This window comes from Halothiobacillus diazotrophicus, from assembly GCF_001663815.1.
Taxonomy (GTDB): domain Bacteria; phylum Pseudomonadota; class Gammaproteobacteria; order Halothiobacillales; family Halothiobacillaceae; genus Halothiobacillus; species Halothiobacillus diazotrophicus.
The window spans coordinates 695,574-717,233 of sequence record NZ_CP016027.1 but is presented as its reverse complement, the minus strand read 5'-3'; the positions used below and the strand labels follow the sequence as shown (position 1 = coordinate 717,233).

Annotated in this window: 20 protein-coding genes; 7 read left to right on the top strand and 13 right to left on the bottom strand. The window is 60.1% G+C overall.

Annotated elements, in window-relative coordinates; translation table 11 throughout:
- Positions 1-169: 169 nt before the first annotated feature.
- The 4 genes from A9404_RS03265 to A9404_RS03250 form a co-directional block, all read right to left on the bottom strand.
- Positions 170-1,651, bottom strand: coding sequence for a helicase HerA-like domain-containing protein (locus A9404_RS03265; RefSeq protein ID WP_066098630.1), 1,482 nt, complete (start codon positions 1,649-1,651; stop codon positions 170-172).
- A 90-nt stretch (positions 1,652-1,741) separates the two neighbouring features.
- Positions 1,742-2,044, bottom strand: coding sequence for a PLDc N-terminal domain-containing protein (locus tag A9404_RS13745; protein ID WP_456064522.1), 303 nt, complete (start codon positions 2,042-2,044; stop codon positions 1,742-1,744).
- 53 nt (positions 2,045-2,097) lie between these two features.
- Positions 2,098-2,865, bottom strand: coding sequence for an SDR family NAD(P)-dependent oxidoreductase (locus tag A9404_RS03255; protein WP_197490416.1), 768 nt, complete (start codon positions 2,863-2,865; stop codon positions 2,098-2,100).
- Between the two features lie 5 nt (positions 2,866-2,870).
- Positions 2,871-3,785 (bottom strand): phytoene/squalene synthase family protein, encoded by a 915-nt coding sequence (locus tag A9404_RS03250; RefSeq protein ID WP_066098624.1) that lies wholly within the window; start codon positions 3,783-3,785, stop codon positions 2,871-2,873.
- 208 nt (positions 3,786-3,993) lie between these two features.
- On the opposite strand from A9404_RS03250, the gene A9404_RS03245 reads away from it, so the two are divergent.
- Positions 3,994-5,175 carry a methyl-accepting chemotaxis protein gene (locus tag A9404_RS03245; protein WP_066098622.1) on the top strand — a complete coding sequence of 394 codons (1,182 nt, stop codon included), beginning with the start codon at positions 3,994-3,996 and terminating at the stop codon, positions 5,173-5,175.
- A 155-nt stretch (positions 5,176-5,330) separates the two neighbouring features.
- Positions 5,331-5,837, top strand: a complete 507-nt coding sequence (locus A9404_RS03240; RefSeq protein WP_066098620.1) for a HugZ family pyridoxamine 5'-phosphate oxidase — start codon at positions 5,331-5,333, stop codon at positions 5,835-5,837.
- A gap of 56 nt (positions 5,838-5,893) precedes the next feature.
- Here the strand turns inward: A9404_RS03240 and A9404_RS03235 are convergent, their stop codons facing one another.
- The 5 genes from A9404_RS03235 to A9404_RS03215 form a co-directional block, all read right to left on the bottom strand.
- Positions 5,894-6,703: a cytochrome C assembly family protein gene (locus tag A9404_RS03235; protein WP_066098618.1), complete on the bottom strand. Its 810-nt coding sequence runs from the start codon at positions 6,701-6,703 to the stop codon at positions 5,894-5,896.
- Between the two features lie 138 nt (positions 6,704-6,841).
- A complete protein-coding gene (locus A9404_RS03230) occupies positions 6,842-8,332 on the bottom strand; it encodes an FAD-binding oxidoreductase (RefSeq protein ID WP_066098617.1) in 1,491 nt (496 codons plus the stop codon).
- Entirely contained in the window at positions 8,329-8,892 is a 564-nt protein-coding gene (locus A9404_RS03225; RefSeq protein ID WP_066098615.1) for an SIS domain-containing protein, read from the bottom strand. The genes A9404_RS03230 and A9404_RS03225 overlap by 4 nt, the downstream gene beginning before the upstream one ends.
- A 178-nt stretch (positions 8,893-9,070) precedes the next feature.
- Positions 9,071-9,544, bottom strand: a complete 474-nt coding sequence (locus tag A9404_RS03220) for a YraN family protein (protein ID WP_082922701.1) — start codon at positions 9,542-9,544, stop codon at positions 9,071-9,073.
- Positions 9,507-11,459, bottom strand: a complete 1,953-nt coding sequence (locus A9404_RS03215) for a penicillin-binding protein activator (protein WP_197490414.1) — start codon at positions 11,457-11,459, stop codon at positions 9,507-9,509. Before A9404_RS03215 ends, A9404_RS03220 begins: the two co-directional genes overlap by 38 nt.
- A gap of 257 nt (positions 11,460-11,716) precedes the next feature.
- Between A9404_RS03215 and rsmI the strand changes: the two genes are divergently transcribed.
- The 4 genes from rsmI to A9404_RS03195 all read left to right on the top strand — a co-directional run bounded on the left by rsmI (position 11,717) and on the right by A9404_RS03195 (position 15,519).
- The gene (gene rsmI / locus A9404_RS03210) at positions 11,717-12,700 is read left to right on the top strand and encodes a 16S rRNA (cytidine(1402)-2'-O)-methyltransferase (protein WP_231880938.1); all 984 of its coding nucleotides are present in this window, start codon (positions 11,717-11,719) and stop codon (positions 12,698-12,700) included.
- Between the two features lie 152 nt (positions 12,701-12,852).
- Entirely contained in the window at positions 12,853-13,755 is a 903-nt protein-coding gene (gene dapA / locus A9404_RS03205) for a 4-hydroxy-tetrahydrodipicolinate synthase (RefSeq protein ID WP_066098608.1), read from the top strand.
- Between the two features lie 71 nt (positions 13,756-13,826).
- Positions 13,827-14,957 (top strand): outer membrane protein assembly factor BamC, encoded by a 1,131-nt coding sequence (bamC, locus tag A9404_RS03200; protein ID WP_066098606.1) that lies wholly within the window; start codon positions 13,827-13,829, stop codon positions 14,955-14,957.
- Positions 14,958-15,066: 109 nt separating this feature from the next.
- Positions 15,067-15,519 (top strand): YaiI/YqxD family protein, encoded by a 453-nt coding sequence (locus tag A9404_RS03195; protein ID WP_066098604.1) that lies wholly within the window; start codon positions 15,067-15,069, stop codon positions 15,517-15,519.
- A 16-nt stretch (positions 15,520-15,535) separates the two neighbouring features.
- On the opposite strand, the gene A9404_RS03190 is transcribed toward A9404_RS03195, so the two are convergent.
- Genes A9404_RS03190 through A9404_RS03175 form a run of 4 tightly spaced genes read right to left on the bottom strand, consistent with a single transcriptional unit; the run spans position 15,536 to position 20,702 of the window.
- A complete protein-coding gene (locus tag A9404_RS03190) occupies positions 15,536-16,645 on the bottom strand; it encodes an ABC transporter permease (RefSeq protein WP_066098602.1) in 1,110 nt (369 codons plus the stop codon).
- A gap of 5 nt (positions 16,646-16,650) precedes the next feature.
- Positions 16,651-17,835, bottom strand: a complete 1,185-nt coding sequence (locus tag A9404_RS03185; RefSeq protein WP_082922698.1) for an ABC transporter permease — start codon at positions 17,833-17,835, stop codon at positions 16,651-16,653.
- Positions 17,828-19,651 carry an ATP-binding cassette domain-containing protein gene (locus tag A9404_RS03180; protein ID WP_066098600.1) on the bottom strand — a complete coding sequence of 608 codons (1,824 nt, stop codon included), beginning with the start codon at positions 19,649-19,651 and terminating at the stop codon, positions 17,828-17,830. The genes A9404_RS03185 and A9404_RS03180 overlap by 8 nt, the downstream gene beginning before the upstream one ends.
- Positions 19,652-19,664: 13 nt before the next feature.
- Positions 19,665-20,702 carry an efflux RND transporter periplasmic adaptor subunit gene (locus A9404_RS03175; RefSeq protein WP_066098598.1) on the bottom strand — a complete coding sequence of 346 codons (1,038 nt, stop codon included), beginning with the start codon at positions 20,700-20,702 and terminating at the stop codon, positions 19,665-19,667.
- A 236-nt stretch (positions 20,703-20,938) separates the two neighbouring features.
- Between A9404_RS03175 and A9404_RS03170 the strand changes: the two genes are divergently transcribed.
- Positions 20,939-21,598, top strand: coding sequence for a mechanosensitive ion channel family protein (locus A9404_RS03170; RefSeq protein ID WP_066098596.1), 660 nt, complete (start codon positions 20,939-20,941; stop codon positions 21,596-21,598).
- Positions 21,599-21,660: the final 62 nt, after the last annotated feature.

Here is a 21,660-nt window from a genome sequence, read left to right as displayed (position 1 = left end):
CCCACGAGTCGCCGAAATTCCTTGGCGATGCGTGGAGCGTGAACCGGTTAGTTGCGTGCATTATGCGTAAATTTTTCCCCTTTTCCTATCGATCGGCTCCCCAGGCGGATCGCCGAACCGATTTCTCCGCGATTGCTTTGTGGGGATAAGGCACGCGTTGTCGTGGGCGTTAGCGCTTCAGGCTGCCGAGCAATGAGCGCAGGAGTTGACGTCCCAATTGGCTGCCGATGGCCCGGGCGGCACTGGTGACGAAGGCTTCCATCGGGCTCTGCCGACGGCTTCTGGGCTCAGGCCGCTCCGTGGTTTTCTGGCGAGCAGTCGCGCGTTCGCTTTCCTGTTCGGCCTGGACTTCGGCCCGTTCGGCTGCATCGCGCCGTGCCTTGAGGTGTTCGAAAGCCGACTCGCGGTCGATCGGCTGATCGAATCGTCCCCGATATCGGGATCGCAGGATGATGGCTGATCGCTCCTCTGAGGTCAGCGGCCCGATCCGACTGACCGGCGGTCGAAGAAGTACCTGATCGACGGGCGTGGGCATGCCCTTGACGTCCAGTGTCGAGACCAGCGCTTCACCGACACCCATCGTGGTGATCACGGTTTCCACATCGACGGCGGCATTGCTGCGGAAGGTTTGCGCCGCGGCCCGGACCGCTTTCTGATCGCGGGGGGTAAATGCCCGCAGCGCGTGCTGGATACGGTTTCCCAATTGACCGAGTACGGTTTCGGGCAGATCCAGCGGGTTCTGTGTGACGAAGTACACACCGACGCCCTTGGAGCGGATCAGACGGACCACCTGTTCGATCTTGTCCACCAGCGGCTTCGGAACATCGTCGAACAACAGGTGGGCCTCGTCGAAGAACAGGACGAATTTTGGTGTTTCCGGATCGCCAACTTCCGGCATCTGCTCGAACAGCTCTGAAAGTAGCCACAGTAGCAATGCGGCGTAGACCTGCGGGCCCTCTCGGTACAGCCGATCGGCGGCCAGAACGTGAATCATCCCGGCGCCGCTTTCGGATTGGATGAGCAGATCATCCAGTGAAATGGCCGGTTCCCCGAACAATTGTTCGGCCCCTTCTCGCTTGAAGGCCGTGACGGTGCGCATGATCGCGCCGAGACTCTGCCGGGAAATCCGTCCGTAGTCGCTCTGATACTGGTTGGTGTCTTCGTCGATATGCCTGAGCAGCGCGTCGAGATCTTTGAGGTCGAGCAGGAGCAGACCCTGATCGTCGGCGATCTGGAAGACGATCTGCAGAATGTCTTCCTGAAGCTCGTTCAGGCCGAGCAATCGGGCCAGTACCACGGGTCCCAGTTCCGAGATGGTCAAACGTAGCGGATGACCTTGTTCGCCATAGACATCCCAGAAAATCACCGGATTGGCACTGAACGTGATGGGCTCCAGCCCCATCTTGACCGCACGCTCGGTGATCTTCGGGTGCGGTTTGCCGGCAGCTGCAATACCCGAGAGATCGCCCTTGATATCGGCGACGAATACCGGGGCCCCGAGGCGGGAAAACTGTTCGGCAAGCACCTGCAGGGTGACGGTCTTACCCGTGCCCGTTGCCCCGGCGATCAGGCCGTGGCGGTTGATCATGCCGCTATTCAGATAGGACAGTTGGTGACCGGCACCGAGCAATACGGTTTTTGAATCCTTCATGGTTTGGGCTCGATTGGAGTGGTGGAGAGACAATAACAGGTTGGCAGCGCCAACGGATGAATCATCGCCCCACCCGGTAGCGAGTCGTGCTCAGTTCTTGGGGCCCAGCAAGAACCAAAGAATCAAACCCAGGACTGGCAGGAGCAGGATGAGGATGATCCAGAGTGCTTTCGCACCTGCACCCGCCGAACTTTGAATGACACGAATGATGGCCCAGATATCGAAAAACAGGATGATCAGGCCGAGCAAACCACCAAATTGCATATCTATCATATCCCTACTCCTCTCGTTTGTTTTGAGCGGCGCGCCATCGATTTCGGGAAATTGCGTCGCGGGGCCGCTGAACGAGCATAGATGATTATGGGGATTATGCCGTTGGGTGTCGTTGTCCACGAATCTGCCGGATCGTTTCCCGCTATCGCAGGTTTGTGTCGCGCGCTGCAGGCTCAGGAGGCTTCGATTTGGCGCCGGATGATTCGCCCATGCGCGGATTCGTCCAGGAGCAATGAAAACGCTTCCGGCAGCATATCCTCTGCCTGCGCGCGCTCCCCGGGGGATTCGCCGGGGAAGCGATACTGACGCAGGCCGCTGTGCGTAGGGCCTGGGTCGAGCGCATTGATGCGCACCGTATCCCCTTCATTGGTCCATTGCTCGATCAATCGGGTCAGTGCCGCATGCGCAGGTCCATAGGCATTGCCGAAAGCCGGTGTGCCACGATCGATGAAAAACAGCATTTGCCCCTTGGCGCGGCCATGTTGCCCAGCAGCTTCCAGAAGCGGCCATAGCGCACGACTGAGTGCAAAGGGAGCCGTGAAGTTGACATGAAGACTTTCCTGGAACTTGAGCAGATCGGCATGGGCGAGGGGGGACAGCTGTCCGCCTTGACCCATCGCATGAATCAGGATGTCGACCCGGCCGAAGGATGCGGATAGGGCATCCGCCAGGGTCTGGTAGTCCTCAATCTTTGCGCCGGAAAAATCCACAGGCTGAATCAAGGGCGGGCGGGCCATGCCATCTGGGCCGGTGATTGGCGAGAGGTCGTCCGCCAAGCGGTTCAATACGTCGCTTTTGCGGCCGAAAAGGACCAGCTGGGCGCCCTGAGGCTGCAGGGCGCGGGCCATGGCGCCGCCCAAGGTGCCGGTGGCGCCATTGATCACAATGACGCGATCCGTCAGTTTCGATTCAGTCGGTACGCGTTGGGTCAGGTCGGACATGGTGCTCATTCTTTGCTTGCGTTAGGAAATTGAGGAAGCGAACGCTTGCTGGACCACCAGGCCGTCACCAGTCGCTGAAAGGGTGTCGTTTCCGGCCGGGTGGTCAGAACGGCCGCCTTGTGGCGATGGAGAAGGTCGATCTGTGCGCGATCCAGAGCGATTAGTATCCGAAAAAAAGCGTCGGGGCGGCGGGTAATCGCGCGGAGTTCCTGAATGGCGTCCTGGTATTGTTTCTGGATATCGGCGAGTTCGTTCTGGAGGAGAGGGCCCAGATGATCTGCGGCATTCGGCCGGTGGAAATCCGCTTCGGATACGCCCGCTTTCGCCAGCTGTTCGGCGGGCAGATAAATGTGTCCCTGACGACTGTGCCGACCCAGATAGGTCAGGCGTTGCAGTCGATGATGCAGGGCACCGATAGACCGCAAGGCCGCATGCTGCGTTTCCGGAATTTGCAGAATACGGGCATAGGCTTCATGCATCGTTCCACCGGCGCCGTCCAGGTAGGCGAGGAGATCGCGCTGCGTTTCAAATCCTTGGTAATCCAACTCGATGACGGCCGCACCCAGGCGAAGCTCAACCAAGGGAATCAGCGCCATGCGGAGGTTTTCGTGCATGCAGGCGTGCAATGCCAGAAGTATCGGGTGTTCGGCTTGATCAAACGAGAGGGCCTGGTGCAGGGCCTGACGCCACCATTCGAGCTTGTGACGGGCCACCTGCGATTCGGATTGTGTACTCGTGATTTCGGCCAGCGTAAGGTCAAGGGCGCGCAGGGCGATGATGGCGCGACGATCCACATCCTTGAGAGGGACGCAGGCATAACGGAACCCACTGCCGATGGGCGTGGCAATTCGGCTGCATTCCTCGTCGATGTTTGCGGGAGGGGAGGCCGGATGGCTCAATGAAGCATTCATGCGCGCCATGATAGCAACCTGCGACACAAGTTGCGGCGCTTTCACGCTCAGGATGACGCACGCGGACTGCTGTGGGTCATGCCCGCTTGCCTGGGCTGGCTTTGCAATCGATCCTGGCGTTAAAGTATGCGCCGTCCATGACGATACCCTACCATGCCGCTAGGTTATCCCTGTTTATACTCTGGCCAGTCCTGTCCCAAGCAACTCGGAAGAATTCATGAAAAAACCCAGCATCCTGCGTCGTCTGAAATGGTCATTCATTGGCATGGGCGTTCTGATGGGGCTGATATTTCCGGTGTTTGCCAGCTTCTTCGTGACATTCCGAACGGGCATGCTGGAATGGTTCGTTTTGGGGTGCATCGTCTCCGGTATCACGGTCGGCGTCGTAAACTATTGGGTGACCCATGTCGTTATCCTGCGTCAGCTGATGAAGATCGCCTGTCTGGCGACCGCCGTCCGCCAGGGCGACCTGACTGGGAAATGCGATGTGGTGAGCGCCGATTCGGTGGGCGAGATATCCGATAGTGTCAATGGCATGATTCAGACCCTGCATGAGCAGATCGGCGACATCAATCGCGGGAGCGCTTCGCTCAACGAGGCATCCGAGATGTTGCATAACCTGATTGAGCAGGTTCTATCCGGTCAGCGTCGCGTCGAATCCCAACGGGGTCGGGTGATCAGTGAAGTAGACAACCTGTCCTCAAGCGGCACCGCTTTGGAAGCCGCACTGTCGCGCGTGAGCGATCAGGTCCGGGCCATGAAGAACCGCTCTGAACAGGGACAGGGGCAGATCGGTCGTAGCGTGGCGTCCATCCAAGAGGCGATCGGCCGCGTTGAGGAGTCGACGATGCATATACGTGCATTGGTTTCCGCCAAGGATGAGGTCGAGCGTATGGCGTTGACCATTGGTTCCGTGGCCGATCAGACCAATCTTCTTGCCTTGAATGCGGCGATCGAAGCCGCTCGTGCAGGAGAGCATGGACGTGGTTTCGCCGTTGTGGCCGAGGAGGTTCGTGCCCTGGCCAAGCGCAGCCGTGATGCGGCCGTCGAGATTGCCTCCGTGATGGATCGCCTGACCCGGGATGTCAATAATACCGATCGCGCCATGAGCGAGGTTGTCTCCTATTCCCAGCAGGCGGAGACGGCACTGAGCAGTGCCCAGAACGAATTGTCGGAAATCCTGTCTGCCACTGAGCAATCTCTGGCTGCGACCTATGATGTCGAAGCGGACAACATGCGCCATCAGCAGAGTATCGAACGGCTGCATACCGATCTGAGCGCGCTTGTCGACGTGATCGCATCGGGCGCCAAAAACCTGAACCTGGCGAAGAATGCCGTGGATTCCGTGCAGGAGGACAGCAAGCTGTTGGCGACCCTGGTTCATGGATTCCGCATCTGACGTGCTTCCCGATTCGGGTCATTCGATGAGCGCTCAGGGGGAATATGCTGCCAATCATGCGTCATTGCCGAATTGCATGGAATTCGGTCTACAATCAGAGAAACCCTTTCTGTCCGTATGCTTTTTAGTGCCCATCCCGGGCCGGGATCTAGAACATGACCCAGTCACCTGATCAATTCCTGCAGTCGACCAACCCCGATCTGACCAAATTGCTGTCGTTGCGCGACGAGCTGCGTGCATTGATCCTGGCCACCATTGACGAGGATGGGTTTCCCAGTCTGAGTGCCCTGCCATTCGTGTGGCTCAATGAAGCCTTCTGGGTTTTGATGAGCGACCTGTCGCCGCATACGCGTCATGTCCGGGTCAGCCCAACCGTGGAAATCATGCTGATGGAAGACGAGAGCGAGGTTTCCAATATCTACAATCGGGCCCGGGTGACCTGGCGCGCTGATGTCAACCGGGTTGAGCGCAGCGATTCCCGTGCGGACGAGGTGCTATCGAGTCTCCGGGAGCGGCATGGCAAGATCGTTGACGTGTTGCTCCAGTTGCCTGATTTTCACCTGCACCGGATCGCCCCCGGTTCCGGTCGTCTGGTGAACGGGTTTGGCAAGGCATTCAAAATCGACGGGTTCGATCTGGTCGAGCATCTGCGTGGCGGCTGAGCTGCGGGCACAACGAAGCCCCTGAGCCGCCTTGGCGGGCGTGAAAGTGAGCCGGCTTAGCGGACGTGAAAGACCCACTCCAAGGCAATCTTGGTACCGAAATACGCCAGAATGAGGGTGCTGAACCCGGTCAGTGTCCAGTAGACGGCTGTTTTTCCCCGCCATCCGGCGAAATGCCGCCCGATCAACAGCCCGAAGAACACCACCCAGCTGATGACCGACAGAATGGTCTTGTGGACCAGATGCTGCGCGAAGATGCTGTCGACGAACAAGAATCCGGTTGCCAGCGCCAGGGTCAGCAGGATGAACCCTACGGTGATGAATCGGAACATGAGTTGCTCGACGGACTCCATGGGCGGCATCAGCCGCACCAGCCCCGAGGGATGGCGGTCATGCAGGGCGCGATGCTGCCAGGCCAGCATGAGTGCCTGTACCGCACCCAAGGTAATCAGTGCATAGGCGACGAGGGATATGAAGATATGTGCATCCAGTGCCGGGTTTCGGGCATGCAGCACGATGCTGTGATCGGGAAAGAACTGGGCAAGAAATACGGAAAGGGACGTCAGTGGTAGTAGAACGAGCAGAATGTTTTCCACGGGGCTGCGCAGGCTGGTGATGATCGTGATGAGCGAAGAGAGCCAGAAGATGGCCGACAGGGCGTTGAAGACGCTCATGTTCAGTCCCATCACATGCTCGAGATACGCATTCTGGTAGATCAGGATGGCATTGCCGACCATCGCCAGCGAGGCGGCACTGAATGCCGGTAAACGGAAATGCAGCCGTGCGTCGGTCTGGCGCGCCGTCAGCCACAGCAGAAATGCCGCACCGAGATAGGCGATGATGGTAAGTAATGCAATGCTGGTCATGGTTGCGTTGACGACTGATTGATGTTCAGACGGCAGGATACGACATATCGCGGCCGTTGTTCAGGTATCCAGACATTTTGCGACGGAATTTCCCCGGGGGCTGCGTGTACTGGTTCGGCGACGGCGCTGCCCTACCGTTCAATCCGGGATTTTCTTTCCCGGGTTCAGAATGCCATCGGGATCGAAAACCCGCTTGATGCCATGCATTAGGGTCAGGGACTCGGGGGCGATTTCTTTTCGGATGTATTCCCGTTTGACGGCGCCGATGCCGTGTTCACCGGACAGTGTCCCGCCCAGTGAGAGTACGGTGGAGAAAACTTCGGCTAGGGCCGTTTCGGCTGATGCCCGCTGGTCGGGATCTTCCGGGTCGATGAGCAGGTTGACGTGAATATTGCCGTTGCCCGCATGACCGAAATTGACGATCTTCACCGCGTGACGCAGCGAGATCCTGTCCAGTTCGCCGATCAACACGGGTATGCGGGACACGGGCACGACCACGTCCTCGTTGATCTTCTTGGGTGCGACGTGACGGAGCGTCGGCGATAGGGCTTTTCGGGCCGACCAGAGCGTGGCCATTTCCTCGGGTGTATGCGCGATGACGAGACTCAGCGGCGCGTTTGGATCCGCTGCCGAAGCTCCTTCGGCGGATTCCGGCCGATCCGGGGTTAACGGCCCACACGCGGCCTGCTGGATCATTTTCGTTTGACTCTCGAGCGCGTCGCGGGTGCCGTCCACCTCGATCATGAGCAGTGCGCCGGCGGTATCGGGGATGGCGAGCGCGTCCGGATTCTGGGCATGATTGCGCATCAGATTCAAGGCGTTGCCGTCGATGAATTCGATGGCGGCCGGCGTCGCGGGTTGGTTCATCAATCGGGAGACCGCCTGGGATGCAGCATGCATATCCCGGTAGAAGGCACGGATCAGGCATCGCGCGTCCGGCAAGGGCGTCAGTTTCAAGGTGGCTTCGGTAATGATGCCGAGCGTGCCTTCGGCTCCGATCAGCAAACGCGTGAGGTCGTAGCCGACCACCCCCTTCGTCGTCTCGGTACCTGCAATGATCGTTGCGCCGGTCCCTGCCACTGCCTTGAGTCCCAGCACGTTTTCGCGCGTCGTGCCGTATTTCACCGCATGTGGGCCGGCCGCATTGCAACCGAGATTCCCACCGACGGTACACAGGGCATTGCTGGTGGGATCGGGGGGCCAGAAAAATCCTGCCGCAGCCACGATCCGTTGTAATTCGGCGTTGATCATGCCTGTCTGGATACGAATCAAGCGATCTTCCGGTCGGAATTCAAGGACCGCGTTCATGCGATCCATGACGACGACCAGACCGCCGTGCACAGGGACACTGCCACCGGCGGTACCGGTGCCGCGTCCGCGGGTCGTCAGGGGTACCCGATGTGCTCGGGCAGCCTGGACGAGGACGACCACTTCCTCGTGGCTGAGGGGGAATGCGACGATATCGGCCGGATGGTGCAGACGGCTGTTGTCCATGCCGTAGGCCCATCGTGTTCCCGGTTCGCGACTGAGCCTTTCGTCGGGGAAATTCGTCCGTAATGTCGCATAAAGCGCCTCTAGCGCATCCGGTGAGCCTTCCTGCTCTGTATTTAGATCGTTGGGGCCTGTCATTCGGTGATGCCGAGCAATTGTCGATCGATCAGGTCGCACAGGGCATGGATCAGAATCAACTGTGCCTCGTGCACGATGCCTTCTCCATTGGATTCGAGACAGAGCAGGCTGTCCTGCGTGCTCATTTCCGCCATGAGCCGTTCCGTATTTCCGCTCGTGAGCAGAACGATCACCATACCCCGTTCGCGCGCGGCTTTCAGGGCGGGTTGCAGCCCGTCTGAATCATGTCGGGCAATGGCGAACAGGACGTCATTTTGGGCGCCCAATGCCCGAATCGCCTTGGCGTAGGGTTCGTGTCCGCCGGGAAACTCCTGCAGGGAAATGACCGGTAACCCCGGTCGTTCGTGTTCGAACTGGCCGACCATCAGTCGGGCGAAATGTGCGGCCAACTGCGAGCGTTCCCGTGCGCCGCAGACAAGAATCTTCTGTCCATTCAATACCGTGTGAAGCATGGCGCCTGCAGCTTGCAGCAACGGTTCGACCTGCGGTGCAAGGACGATGTCCAGTTGGGACAATGTCTGGTGTAGTCGGTTCTGGACGATGGAGAGCATGTCGGTCATGGATGACGTTCCTGGAATGCTTCAGGGGCGTGTCGGTGGGGAAATGGCATCTGTTCTCCGAACTTTGGGGGGCGCCGCAATATTCGTTCGGCTGTGTGGTGGTCGATTTTCGGAAATTCTAGACCGGGTGTTGCGAAGCGTCCATTGACGGTAAATTTCTTGATTTGACCGTGCATTCTCACTCCCCGTGAAAAGCATCCCTGATCCAGTCGATGCGATCGGTGCGGCGCTCGGGGTCTATATGGACGGCAACTACATCGAACCGACAGGGACGATTTTGCCAATCGCCTCGGGATTGCAGGAGACGCGTTGCGGTTTCGATGATCTTCGATCGCTTGTTTTGGGAAATGCTGTCCAGCGGAGAAACGAGCGCCCGTGCACGTCGTGCGCGTACCTCCACAAAGACTAGGGTTGGCCCATCCTCCATGAGCAGGTCGATCTCGCCTCGTCCCGCGCGAATGTTTCGTGCGACCAATGTCAGCCCCTGTTGGACAAGATGATCCGCGGCCCGGGATTCGGCTTCGTGTCCGCGCGTGAGCGTGGATGGCTTTCCCGGATCATCATGCCGCAGGCGTCCCTCCTGCCTGTTGCCCTTCAGCAAGGTGCGCAAGCGATCAGTGAGTCGTGGGGGCAGGTGCCAGTCCTCCGCCATCCGTGAATGTCGGTACCGCGGTTTCCGATGGCCGGTCGTCCGGATGGACCGGGGGCTGGGCGGCAGGAGGGGTGCCTGTCTGATCCTGTTGCTCTGCCCCTGGTTGCACGGCAGGTATGGCCGCCTTGTCTTGAGCCGCCTTCGTCGGGGTGTCGGGATCGGATAGGACGGTACTCGGAATATTGTGGGTATCGGTGCCCTCCAAAGGCTGCAGCAGCCCCTGTTTGAATCGCCCCCAAGCCGGTTTGCGATCGATCTCGCCCGTCAGGGAGAGCGTGAGCGTGCCAGTCAGGCCGGTGAGCGGTTGGTGCCCGAGTAAGGTCTTGAGGTCGCTGGCGATGAGCATTGCATCCGAACCGAATGCAAACAACCGGGGCAACTGGGAGAGACTGGCGCGCTCATAGGTGCCGAGCAGCGGATCGTTCGGACCGGCATTGGCCGCCAGAAGGATGGGTTCTACCGGGATCACCAGGCCGTTCTTGTCCTGATCGGCAAGCACATTCGGCGTGCCGTTGTAGATCATGCCAACGCCATACCGGGGAAGTTGATCTGCGCCGAAATAATCCAGTTGCGGCACGATCATCCGGCTCTGTTGACTGGTGGCCCCCAGAAATATGCCTTCGGCATCGGTCCGGATCGTGGGTTGGAACACCCCCGTTCTGGGCGCGTGCACCTGAAGCAGGGAGCGGAGTTGTGTGGAAAAATCCGTGGCGCTCGGGTCGAAATATGCGCTGTCCAGAATCTGTCCGCCAAGAAGCGTGTATTCATGTGTGAACGCATCGGCGATCCGATGGCCGAGGCCATTGTCCGCGGCGAAGACCAGCGCCGTCATCTTGTGATCCTTGATCATCTGGTCAGCTGTGGCGCGCGCGTCTGCATCCGGGGACAGGGAATAGCTGATGATGCCCGGCGGGAGCGCCGTACCGTCGCTCGGCGTATTCAAAGCGATAATCGGTGGCGCATTGCCCGGTATGTTGTTCAGCGCAGGGATCTGTTCCTTGAGCAATGGTCCGATGATCACGGAAGGCTGGGCTGCCAGGGCGGTATTCAGTGCCTGTGAGAAACTGGCTAATGTTTCTCCGCTGTCCATGATCTGTACGCTGCGATCGCCCGCCAGTCCCAGGCGGTCATGGGCAAAGTTGATCCCGTCACTGATGGCTTTGCTGATGGTCTGATAGTCACCAGACAGGGGAAGCAGAACAATGATGGGACCATTGCCGGTCGGCATCGGTATCGCTGTGGCGCTCGCCTGCCCCGTGAGCATGTTGGCGAATCCGGAGGTGACCGCCGGATGGTTCGGATGGTTCTGGATCCAGGACTGGAGCTCGCCGGGACGGGTCCGGTAGACGAGGTTCAGGCCGAGCCAATCGATGAATACTGGATTGGATTCCGACTTGATGGCGTCGGCAATCGCCTGGGGCGGTGCGCTGTTAAGATCGTTCCAGAGGGCCGCCTGATTGGTGTCGGCCTCCGCGCCGCTGAGCATGCCGCCAAGCGCTGTGCGTTGGCGTGCCGCATCGATGGGGCGATGTGCCGCTTCCTCGATGGCGGCCATGAGGCTCAAGCGACGGATTCCTTCCTCGGCGGTGAGCGGGAGGGGCAAGTTGCTGACTGAATTCAACGCTTGATCGGTCTGTCCCGCCTGCCATTGCGCAAACCCGGCAAGCAGTTGGGCGCGCCGAGGAGCATAGTCGGACCATTGCGGACGGGTATCCGCCTGGGCCAGAAGGTTGTTTGCCAGTGTAAAATCGCTCGCATCGATGGCCGTCTCGAGGGAACGCATCTGCATTTCGATCCGTTGCGTGCCCTTCAGCCGGGTGGAGAGCTGCATTTGCGCCTGGGCAATCTGTTTGGGATCCTGACTGGCCATTGCCTGATTCAATCGAGCTTCGGCGGGCGAGGGCGTCTGTCCCACGTTTGATTCAGGCGATTGCGCACAGCCTGTTAGCAGCAGTGTGCCCAGAATCAGGGGCAGTCCAAGAAGGTTGAAGGCATACCGGAGCAGGCGTTTCCGTCGCCAATCCGAATTTGAGGACGCGGCAGATGCGGCCACGGCCGGCTGGGTGCGAAGCGATGGGAATCGATCCATGGATAACGTGTTCTCGCTTGTGTTAAGACGTGTGCCGGAAGCAGCAGACGCTATGATGATGAAAAAAAAATCGAGTATCAAGAATGTCTAATCCTTTAGAACCCGCGGCAACGGAAGGTCGCGATGAGGCGCTGGCGGCGATTTCTGTTGCGGATGAATCCCCGGATACGATGTGGGATGTCCCGGTACATAAGGAATCGGGCCGTTGGGTGGAACCTGGCGTAGTGTATCTCGTCGCTACGCCGATCGGTAACCTCGCCGACATGACCGAACGCGCCATCGCCGTGCTCAAGACGGTGGATGCGATCGCCTGTGAGGATACCCGGCATGCACGCAAACTGCTCGATCATTTCGGCATCCGCAACCGCGTTTTCTCCCTCCATGAACATAATGAGGCGGCCCGTGCCGCCGAGATCGGTGCGCGTCTTGCTGCGGGGGAATCCATTGCCCTGATCAGCGATGCCGGTACACCGGCCATCAGCGATCCCGGGGGCTTGCTGGTACGGGCGCTGAAGGCTCAGGGGCATCGGGTCAGTCCCATTCCCGGTGCCTGTGCCGCCATTGCCGCCTTGTCCGCTGCCGGACTCGACAGCACGCATTTTTGGTTCGAGGGCTTCCTGCCCGCCAAGTCTCGTGCTCGCGAGGCACGTCTTCAGTATCTGCACGGGCAACCGTCGACCCTCGTATTCTATGAGGCGCCACATCGAATCCAGGCCACCGTCGAGTCCCTGTGCTCGGTGCTGGGCGGTGCGCGTGAAGCCGTGTTGGCTCGAGAGTTGACCAAGCGTTTCGAGTCGCTGGATTCCGGTACGCTGGATGAATTACGTGCCGCCCTTGCCGAGGGTAGAGTTCCGGCCCGAGGCGAGTTCGTCGTCCTTGTGGCGGGTGCATCGGATAACGAGACCGACGCGGAGGAGACGGTACCGGTCGATCAGTTGATCGAAGCCCTGTTGGCGGAGCAGGCGGCGCCCAGCATGATCGCTAGGGTCGTTGCTAGCCTGACCTCGAGAAAACGCAATGCGGTCTACGAGTCGCTGATGTCGCGGGTTCGCGGCGAGCAGGACTGAAGTGAGGTGCCGATGCCCACGGCTTGTCAGTTGCGGTGACGTATCGCTACTATGGCGGGTTAGATCGGATTGAACGTGGTATCTTACCCAGTCGATTCTTGTGGCGAGGCGTCCGATCGCATCGTTCAGGTTTTTCTTCGCAAAGGCGGTTTATGAGCACGCAACAGATTGCCGGCAGCCTCGTGGCGCTGGTTACGCCAATGACCCCGCAGGGCGCGGTCGATTATCCCCGGCTGGAACGATTGATCGAGTTTCATATCGAGCAGGGCACCGATGGAATCGTGGCCGTCGGGACGACGGGCGAGTCCGCCACCCTGGATTTCGATGAACATGTCGCTGTCATTCGGGCGACGGTGGAAAAGGTGGCGGGACGGATACCCGTGATCGCCGGCACCGGTGCGAACAACACGCGTGAGGCGATCTACCTCGGGCAGGCTGCGAAGGAGGCTGGCGCAGACGCGCACCTGTCCGTCACCCCTTATTACAATCGTCCGCCGCAGGCAGGCCTGATGGCGCATTTTCGCGCGATCGCCGACGCCGTCGATCTGCCCCTGATTCTCTACAATGTGCCGTCGCGTACCGGCGTGGACATGTCCGTCGAGACCACCCTGGCGCTTGCCGGCCATGACCGGATCATTGGCACCAAGGAGGCGAGCGGTTCCCTGGCGCGCATGCAGGCCCTGATCGACGGGGCGCCTGAAGGGTTCGCGATCTACAGCGGCGAGGACAATCTCAGCTGTGCGGCGATCCTTGCCGGTGCGAAGGGCACGATCTCGGTTACGGCCAACGTTGCGCCTTCCCTGATGCATCGAATGACCGCGGCGGCCCTTTCCGGCCAGGCCGATGAGGCGCGTGCAATCGATGACCAGTTGCAGCCGCTGCACCGCGAGCTTTTCTGTCAGCCCAATCCGATCCCGGTCAAATGGGCGGTTGCGGCCATGGGGCTTGCCGAGTCGGCAATTCGCCTTCCGCTGGTGCCCCTGATGAGTGAATTCGAACCCCGAGTATGCGCCGCGATGCAAGCGGCGGGTATTTCTGCAACAATTTGCCGCTAGTGTCGACGTTGCGGTATCGGCTACCCTGTTGCCCAACCAACCTGATCCGTTTAATTATTGCGAGTCCCCCAATGATCCAGCGTGTTTTGCCTTCCGTTCGTCCGAAACTCACCCTGATGACCGCGCTGATCCTCAGTGCCACCTCGCTTTCCGGTTGTTCCAGCATTCCGTTCTTCTCCTCGGGTAGCGACGATTATCCTGCCGCGCGTCTGGACGTCCCGCCGACCTTCACCATGCCCACCCCGCAGGCTGGGCTGGCCATGCCCGCGATCGCATCCGCCCGTGCCGCCGAGGCCAGCAAGAAGGATGGCGGCACCGGTGGGGTGCTGGTACGTGGCGAGGGCGTGAAGGTGATGGGCGGTCCCGATTCCCGGTACCTTTCTGTCGATGCCAGTCCCGATGCGGTTTGGCCGAAGCTTCAGACCTTTTTGCAGGATGAGGGTTATACCGTCAAGAAGGTGGAGCCCGGTGTCGGCCTGATCGAAACGGACTGGACCGGTTCGCAGTCTGCCGATCAGAACGGCTTCAGCCTCATGAAACTGCTGAAGCTCACCAAGAACACCTTCTTCAAGCCGGACAACATCGAAAAGGTGCGACTCCGAATCGAGCAGGGCGAAACTGCCAACCAGACTCTCGTTTTCGTCACGAGTCAGAAGATGCCGCTGACGGGTGATCAGCCGTTGTTCCCGGGCGATGAAAAGGATTCCTACAAGTATGCCGACGCCCAGCCGGATCCCACGCTTTCCGCGGATGTTCTGGCACGCCTGACTGCCTATCTGTCCGGCAAGAGCGAGGCCGAATCCCGTGCCATGATGAACGCGAGTTTCGCTCCCCGGGCCAAGCTGTTCTTCAACAAGGATAAGGACGAACGCTACATCATGGTGAGTCAGCCTTATCCGCGCGTATGGAACCGTCTGGGTCTCGCACTGGATCGACTGGGATTCGATCCGGTGAAGAGCAACCAGAAGGATGGCGTGATCGAGGTCAGCCACAATCACCCGCAGGCACTGTATGCCGATGTGGCCCTGCGCGGCGAGCAGGTGGATCCCAAGCAGTCCCTCAAGCTGATGCTGACGCTGAAAGTCATCCCGCAGAAGGATGGCACCACCCGTATCGACGTGGATAACATCAAGGTCGACGGTGGCAGTCTGCCGCAGGATCGCTTCGTGATTCTGAGCAAGATCAACGCACAGATGGAATAATCACGGTTCTCGGTGACCTGTGCACGCATCAGGCCCCGCATTTGCGGGGCCTGTTCATTCCGGGCACCGGTCGGTGCCTTGTCAATCGTTAAGGGAAGTGGATGGCGCAATGACAATCTGGGTGGATGCCGATGCCTGTCCGGTCGTGATCAAGGAAATCCTGTTTCGGGCAGCCGATCGCAGCGGTGTGCCGTTGGTGCTTGTCGCCAATCAATCCCTGCGGATTCCCAATTCCCCGTGGATTCGCTGCCTTCAGGTGCCACGCGGGTTTGATGTGGCGGACAACGAAATCGTTCGGCGCCTGGTGGCGGGGGATCTGGTCATCACGGGGGACATCCCCCTGGCGGCAGAAGTCATCGAGAAGGGCGGGCATGCGCTGAATCCCCGAGGCGAGCAATATGCGGCGGACACGATTCGGGCCCGCCTGACGATGCGCGACTTCATGGAGACCCTGCGATCGAGCGGGATACAGACCGGCGGGGTGGCGGCCCTGAGCCAGGCCGATCGCAAACGGTTCGCCGGTCAGCTCGATCGATGGCTGTCACGCTTACCCCATTCCTGAGCTGTCCCGAGGTGCTTCAGTTCATCCGGTGCCGGAACATCCAGCCGGCGATGGCCAGCGAGCAGAGGCCGATCAGCGCCAGGGGCCAGAAAGTGTCGATCAGGTCGTCGAACGTACTTCCCTCCAGAAAGACGCTGCGCAGGATGACCATGAAGTAGCGCAGGGGGTTGATCAGCGTGAGATCCTGGACGAGGGGCGGCATGTTGGCGATGGGTGTTGCGAACCCCGAAAGAATGATGGCGGGGACCAGGAACAGGAATACGCCCAGAACAGCCTGCTGCAGGGTGGCGGCCAGTGAGGAAATCATCAGTCCCACGCCCGTCGCGGAAAGCAGGAAGAGGGCGATGCCGCCATAGAGCGTGAGCAGGCTGCCCTGAAGTGGAATGTGAAACACGAAGACGGCCACGATGATGATAGCCGTTGCTTCCAGCATGCCGATGACCAGGCCCGGTATCGCCTTGCCGATCAGGATTTCGACGGGACGCAGGGGCGTGACCAGGAGTTGGTCGAAGGTGCCCTGTTCGCGCTCCCGTGCGACCGACAGGGCGGTGACGACCATGACGACCACCAGCATCAGCAGTCCGACGATGCCGGGAATGATGAACCAGCGACTCTCCAGATTCGGGTTGAACCAGGCGCGCACGTCGAGGGTCGATGGCGGACGCGGGCGCCCGTGATCGCGCGCCCAGTCGGTATTGAATTGCTGGACGATGCTGTTGGCGTAACTCAGGGCGATGGCCGCCGTGTTCGAATTCCGACCATCGATCACCAACTGTACCGGGGCGGGATTCCCGCTCATCAGCTCCTGAGTGAAGCGGGACGAGATCGTCAACACCATCAGGGCCTTGCGGTTGTCGATGTACGCATCGATGGCGCCGGATCGATCGATATTCGCGACCACCGAAAAATGTTGCGATCCGGTGAAGCGGGCAACCAGTGCCTGTGCGGCCGCACCGCGATCCTGATCGTAGACGGCCAACGGGACATGGTTCAGATCGAAGGTGGCCGCAAAGCTGAAGACGACAAGCTGGATGAGGGGGGGCACGATGATGACCACCCGTGCCTTGGGGTCCCGAAGCAATGCCTGAAATTCCTTGATGGCCAGTGCCAGAATCCGCTGCCACATTGCGCCTACTCCAGCGATTTTCGGATACGCCGCCGGCTGATGCCGAGAAAGAACATCGCGAGCGCCAGCATGGCCAGGGTGTTGGGGATGATCACGCGCCAGACGTCACCCGCCAGGAATACCGTATGCAGGATGACCACGAAGTAGCGGGCGGCAATCACGTGGGTGAGCACTTGCAACCAGCCGGGCATGCTGCCGATGTCAAAGATGAAACCGGAGAGCATGAAGGCGGGCAGAAAGGTGGTGATGATGGCGAGCAGGCTGGCCACGAACTGGTTGCGTGCCGTAATCGATATCAGCAGTCCCATGCCGAGTGCGGCCGAAAGGAAGATGGCAGCGGTCAGAATAAGCACCCACAGACTGCCGCGCAGGGGGACGTCGAACAGCCAGAGGGCCATGACCACAGACAGCCCCATGCCGCCCATGCCGAGCACGAAGTAGGGAATCAGTTTGCCCAGCAGCAATTCGTTCAGGCGCAACGGTGTCACCATCAGGGCTTCGAGTGTGCCCCGTTCCCATTCCCGCGCCATGACCAACGCCGTGAGCAGGGCCCCGATCAGGGTCATGATGACGGCAATCAGGCCGGGTACCAGATAGTCGCGGCTGCGGAGCTCCGGGTTGAACCAGACCCGGGCGGAAAGCGACACGGGCAGTTTGAAGTCCAGTCCCTGCTGTTTTGCCCGAGCCGCCATCCAGCCCTGCCAGGCTGCGGTGACATACCCTTCGATGAGTCGCGCCTGATTGGCATCGACGCCATTGACGATCAGCTGAACCGGGGCCTGATGCTGCGGGTTCAGGAGTTTCGTACTGAAATCGGCGGGGGCATGAATGATCGCCTGGATCTTGCGCTGGCGTAGAGCGAGCCGTGCTCCGGCCAGATCCGTTTCCTCGCGAATATCGAAATAGCGTGACTGACGGAAGGCGGCAAAGAGTCCGGCCGTCTGCGCATCCGGTGCATCGGCTACCACCGCGATCGGAATCTCCCGGGCATTCAGCGATACCCCATAACCGAACAGCAGAAGCAGGATCACGGGCATCAGGAAGGCGATGGCGATACTGGACGGATCGCGGAGAATCTGACCGGTCTCCTTGCGGATCAGGCCGAGCAATCGCATGCGCCCGCCACCGCGCGATGCAGTGTGCACCCCATCCGGTACACGCCGTGCGGTGTCCGTCGGCCAATCAGTCATGCCCTTTTTCCTCCGGATCGGCACCCTGCGTGACCAGGTGGATGAAAGCGTCTTCCATCCGGGGGTTGGGTAGCGCGTCGGTTCGGGCCTGATCACGGATTTCCTTCGGGCTACCTGAGGCCAGAATCGTGCCGCGATTCATGATGACCAGACGGTCGCAGTATTCGGCTTCATCCATGAAGTGAGTCGTGATCAGAATCGTGACGCCCTGATCGGCCAGATCGTTGATCCGGTTCCAGAATGCCCGTCGTTCGATCGGATCGACACCCGAGGTCGGCTCGTCCAGAAACAGGATGTCCGGTTCGTGCATGAGTGCGGCGGCCATCGCCAACCGTTGCTTGAAACCAAGTGGCAGGAGTCCGCTGTTGGTATGACGGTAATGCCGCAGATCGAAACTGTTCAGGGCCCAGTCGATACGTTCGTTCTGGCGGCGACCTTTCAAGCCGTAGGTTCGGGCAAAGAATCGGAGGTTCTGTTCGCAGCTCAGCACTTCATACAGCGCAAATCGTTGCGACATGTAGCCGATACGCGCTCGTGCCTTCGCGGCTGCCGTGCGCAGGTCGACGCCTGCCACGGAGAGTTGGCCGGCGCTGGCCGGAAGCAGTCCGCAGAGCATGCGGAAGGTCGTGGACTTTCCGGCCCCATTGGCGCCAAGGAGGCCGAAGATCTCCCCACGTTCAACGCTGAAGTTCAGCCGATCGACGGCCACGAACGTGCCGAATCTGCGGGTCAAGTCTCGAACTTCGATCACGGCGGACGGTGCGGTTTGATCGTCACCCGAAGGCCGGGGGATCGATTCCGCCGTGCCGGATGAATCCTGCGCGTGGATTTCGGTGTCGGGGCGGGATTGCTTTGCCTGAAGCTGTACGACGAAGGCATCCTCGAAGCGTGGTGCGAGTGCGCGCCAGCAACTCTGAGCCAGATCGGGCGGGGGGGTATCCGGCCGGAGAATGGCCCGCACGCAGTCGCCGTCGATCACGGCGTCCAGCACGGCAGACGCGGCCGAGACGCGCTTTTGCAAATGGCGTTTCTTGCCGCTTTTCTGTCGAACACAATAGACCCGATGCGTCAGGAATTGCGTGAAACCGGCCGGTTCGCCCTGGCCGAGCACCTTGCCCTCATGGATCAGGATGACATCCGCACAGCGTGCCGCTTCATCGAGATAGGCCGTGGAGAGCAGTACGCTCATCCCTTGGTCCTCGACGAGCTGATAGACGATTTCCCAGAGTTCCCGGCGGGAGACGGGATCGACGCCGACCGTCGGTTCATCCAGCAGCAAAAGCTTCGGGGGATGAACCAGGGTACAGGCCAGCCCAAGCTTCTGTTTCATCCCACCGGACAATCGTCCGGCCAGCCGATTCGTGAAAGGACCGAGTCCGGTCATGTCGAGCAATTGTCGAAAACGGGGGGGGCGCTGTTCGTGCGGAACCCCCTGCAGGTCCGCGTACAGCGTCAGGTTTTCCTGGACGGTCAGATCTTCATACAGACCGAAATGCTGTGGCATGTACCCAAGGCTGGACTGAACCTCGAGTGCCCGAGCGCGGACATCCATGCCCAGGACCGTGAGTTCGCCGTGATCGGGGGTCAGCAGACCGGCGATCAGGCGCATCAGAGTCGTCTTGCCGGCCCCGTCGGGACCGATGAGCCCCGTGACCTGTCCGGGTTGAACTGCGAGGGAGATCCCGTCGATGGCGTGAATCGCGCTATCGGGCTTGCCGAACGATTTGTACAGATTCCGAATGTCGATGACGGCGATCGGGTCGCCCGGTGACGCGTCGTCCGGATTGTGATGCCGTTGCGGTGCCGTATGAACCATGGGGCGTACGGAATCAGAGGGCCGGGGGCGCGCAGGGATCCTGACCGCGATCCCGCACTTTGGCATCGAAGGGAATGCTGACGGTGACGGGCATGCCCAAACGCAGATTGGCATCGGGATCGCAGGCATACACACGCACCTGATAGACCAGATCCGTTCGGACGGCTGGGGACTCGACGGTCTTGGGGGTGAATTCCGCAGAGGGGGATATGTACCCGACCCAGCCGGTGAACGTCTTTCCGGGAAAGCTGTCGCTGCTGAGGGTCGCCGTCATGCCTTCCCGGATATGGCCGAGATTCTGCTCGTCGACGTATACCCGTGCCCAACGCGGATCGGTCAGGGCCAACGTGAGTACCGGTTGTGCCGGCGAGGCCATGGCACCGGGCTCGAGAATCCGATTCTGGATCGTGCCGGGGCTGGGTGCCTTGAGCACGGTGTCGGCCAGGGCGATCCGGGCTGCGTCCACTTGCGACTTTGCCGCGGCAAGGGCGGCTCTGGCCTGTGCGATATCCTCCGGGCGTGGTCCGATGATCGCCAGTTCAAGCGCCGCCTGATCGGCCTTAAGTTGTCCGGCTGCGGCGTCGCGCGCTGCGCGTGTTTCGTCACCGGACTGGACGGGTGCCATGTGCTGGCGCACGAGTCTGATGGTTCGTTCGTAGGTCAGCTGGCGGGTTTTCAGGTTTGCCATGTCCGCATCGACGACACCACGCAACCGTTCGATATCCTGAGGCCGAGAGCCGGCGAGCAGCCGGTCCAGAGCGGACTGACTGGCTCGCTGATTGGCCAGTGCCGCGTCCAGTGCCGTTTGGTACCGTCGCGCATCCAGGTGTGCTAAGGGCTGTCCCTGCTTGACTCGGTCACCGGTCTGCACGTCGATCTGTGTGATGCGGGCCGATTCGTCGAACGCCAGGTCGACCTGACGCAGATCCATGTTGCCGTACAGCTTCAGGGCTTGCGTAGGGGGATTCGGTCGCTGTTTCATCCAGACGTATCCGCCGCCTGTGGCGACTGCCGCGACGAGGATAAGAATCACGAACGGCTTCTTGGACATATCGTTCCCTGCTGTCATGGCGTCGCGAGAAACTGCTTGATCGATCAAGACTCACTTTGCCATATCCCCGTAAGGGATGACAGCCTGCCGAACCCTACGAAGAGAATATGGCGCAGGATTGGCGCCCGGCTCGGAACATGGCTAGTATTTAAAAGGTATGGATTGCTGTTCTGCTGTGCCGAAAATGGGTGTTGCGCAGCATTTTTATGGGTTACTTCAGTTGAGAGGAAGCGTTTATGTCTGAGTGGACACTGCACGGTCAGCCAGCATGGCAGGTGATTGGGCCGGCCATTCTGCTCCTGGTCATCGGGATCGTCACGATTCTGGTGGTGCAACGCTATCTGGCAACCTATCTCAGACGAATTGCGCTGCACAGCCCCATGTCGACTGGGACCGCGGTGTTCCTGCGACGGGGTATCGTTTCCGCGCTGTGGGTCGTGCTGATTCTGCTATTGCTCCGTCAGGTCGGGGTGAATGTCGATGGTATCTGGGCGTTGCTGGCCAGTACCCTCGCTGTTGTCGGTGTCGGTTTGCTGGCCGTCTGGACCATGGCGTCGAACATTACGGCCAGTCTGTTCATCTGGATCTGGCGTCCCTACGAGATGGGCGATCATCTCGAATTGTTGCCGGACGAGATTGCAGGGCGCGCGGTGGATCGTAATCTGATGTTTACGGCATTACGCGCCGAGGACGGATCCGTGCTGATGATTCCCAATAATATGTTCTTTCAGCGCATTGTCCGTCGAAAGCCAAGCATCCACCGTTTGACCGAATACGAGGCTTGGGAGGAGGAGCAGCCGGGTGGCGTGCTTTCCCGCTCCGGTCACGCCGCGACGGAAACGACTGTCAGTGCCACTGATGTGGTGGAGGGCCCGGCAGGCGGTGGTGCAAACTGAGAGGTGCCCATTGTCGCGACGGGTTTCTGATGACCGCGTCGATATGCGTGAATGAGTGAGGA